This is a genomic window from Micromonospora sp. M51 (genome assembly GCF_018070305.1).
Classification (GTDB): Bacteria; Actinomycetota; Actinomycetes; order Mycobacteriales; family Micromonosporaceae; genus Micromonospora; species Micromonospora parva.
The window spans coordinates 1-2,514 of sequence record NZ_JAGPXZ010000827.1; the positions used below are offsets into that span (position 1 = coordinate 1).

At 73.3% G+C, this 2,514-nt stretch carries 2 protein-coding genes; both read left to right on the plus strand.

Annotated features, from left to right (window positions below):
• Positions 1-1,361, plus strand: a 1,361-nt coding sequence (locus KBX53_RS29375) for an ABC transporter permease (protein ID WP_210862869.1), incomplete at its 5' end; no start/stop codon positions are given.
• Positions 1,354-2,514, plus strand: a 1,161-nt coding sequence (locus tag KBX53_RS29380) for an aminotransferase class V-fold PLP-dependent enzyme (protein WP_210862871.1), incomplete at its 3' end; no start/stop codon positions are given. The genes KBX53_RS29375 and KBX53_RS29380, both read left to right, overlap by 8 nt.

Genomic DNA, 2,514 nt, shown 5'->3' on the forward strand with positions numbered 1-2,514 from the left:
AGCCGGAGGAGATCAGTGACCGGGTCGCACAGGTGCTCGCCGAGCTGCGACTCACCGACCGGGCCGGCACGCCGGTCGGCCTGCTCAGCGGCGGTGAACGCAAGCGCGCCAGCATCGCCGTCGAGTTGCTCACCCGACCCGGCGTGTTCTTCCTGGACGAACCCACCTCCGGACTCGACCCGGCGATCGCCGTGGAGCTGCTCCGGGTGCTCCGCGCGCTCGCCGACACGGGAGCCACTGTCGTGCTGACCACTCACCAGGTCACCGACGTGGACCACTGCGACCGGGTCGTCGTGCTGACCCGTCAGGGCCGGCTGGCCTTCAGCGGCACCCCGGCCGCCGCCCGGGAGTTCTTCGGCCTGCGGTCCCTCGTCGAGCTGCACCTCCGACTCGACGACACCACCCGGCCCGCCGAGTGGCCCGACCGCTTCGCCGAACAGCGCGACGCCGACCAGCCGGCCGGAAGCACCGCCGAGCAGCCGGCCCGGAGCACCGACGATGACGGCGGCGCCGTGCCGCCACCCCGGCGCGCCGGCCGGCTGCGCCAGTGGGCGGTCCTCACCGCGCGCAACGCGGAGATCGTCGCCCGCAACCGGCTGACGCTGGCGATCCTGCTCGGCTCCCCGCTGATGGTGCTCGGCATGTTCGCGCTGCTGTTCCGGCCGGGGGCGTTCGAGCCGAGCCGACCAAGCCCGACGGTGACCGTGATGATCCTCTTCTGGATCGCGTTCGGCGGCTTCTTCTTCGGGCTGACCTACGGGCTCCTCCAGATCTGCACCGAGCTGCCGATCCTGCGCCGGGAGCGGCTGGCCGGTGTCCGGCTGGCCCCGTACCTGTTGGCGAAGGTCGCGGTGCTGCTGCCACTGCTCGCCCTGGTGGACCTGGCGCTGCTCGGGGTGCTGCGCGGCATGGACCGGCTCCCGCCGGTCGGCGGCGCCGACTTCGCCGCCCTGTACGCGACCCTGCTGCTCTCCTCGGCGGCGGCGCTCGCCCTCGGCCTGCTCTGCTCGGCGGCCGTGTCCGACGCGGCGCAGGCGACGCTCATGCTGCCGATGCTCTGCTTCCCGCAGGTGCTGTTCGTCGGCGCGATCCTGCCGGTGCCGGCCATGGCTGTCGGCGGTCAGTGGCTCAGTTACGCGATGTCGAACCGGTGGGCGTTCGAGGGCCTGGGGCACACCGCCGGGGTGGAGCGGCTCTGGCGCGACGGCGGCTCCCCGCTCGGCCCGCCGCTACTGGCCACGTACGGCGACAGCTTCTCCCGACCGGTGTGGGTCGACTGGCTGGTGCTCGGCGGCTTCGTGCTGCTCTTCCTGGGCGCGGCCTGGGCGGTGCTGGTGCGGAGGGACTTCCGTCGTGCGTAGTGAGCCGGCCCCGCACACCTCCCCCACCGCGCTGCCGGGATACGCCGCCACCGGCCGGATCGACGAGCTGCGCGCCACCGAGTACCGACACCTGGACGCCGACGGGCGGGTGTACCTCGACTACGCCGGGGCCGGGGTGACGGCCCAGGCCCAGGTGCGCGCCCACCACGATCGGCTGCTCGCCGGCCTGTACAGCAACCCGCACTCGGAGAACCCGACCAGCGCGGCGGCCGGTTCGCTGGTGGAGTCGGCGCGACGCGCGGTGCTCGACTTCTTCCGCGCCGACCCGGCCGAGTACGCGGTCGTCTTCACCCCGAACGCCAGCGGCGCCTGCCGGCTGGTCGGCGAGGCGTACGACTTCGGCAGGACCGCGTCACTGGTGCTGACCTGGGACAACCACAACTCGGTCAACGGCATCCGCGAGTACGCCCGGTCGGCCCGCGGGTCCGTGCGCTATGTGCCGCTGGACGGGCCGGAGCTGCGGGTCGCCGAGTCGGACCTGGTCGCGGCGCTCGACGCCGGCCGGGGCCGCCTGGCCCGTCGGTCGCGTCGGCGCGGGCTGTTCGCCTATCCGGCGCAGAGCAACTTCTCCGGGGTGCAGCACCCGCTGGGCTGGGTGGAGCTGGCCCAGCAGCGGGGCTACGACGTGCTGCTCGACGCTGCCGCCTTCGCGCCGACGAACCGGCTGGACCTCAGCGTCGTACGGCCGGACTTCGTGTGCCTGAGCTGGTACAAGCTCTTCGGCTACCCGACCGGCGTCGGCGCGTTGCTGGCTCGCCGTTCGGCGCTGGCCCGGTTGCGCCGGCCATGGTTCGCCGGCGGCACGATCCGGGCGGTGAGTGTGCAGGGTGACTGGCACCGGCCGATGGACGACGAGTCGGCGTTCGAGGACGGCACGCTCAACTTCCTGAGCATCCCGGACGTGGAGTTCGGCTTGCGTTGGCTCGACTCGATCGGCGTGGACCTCGTCCACTCCCGGGTCGGCCTGCTCACCGCCTGGCTGCTGGAGCGGCTGGCCACCCTGCGGCACGACACCGGCGGGCCGCTGGTCGAGGTGTACGGGCCGACGACGGGTGCGGGGCGCGGCGGCACTGTGACGTTCAACCTCCGCCACCCGGACGGCACGGTGGTCGACGAACGGCTCGTGGCGCGG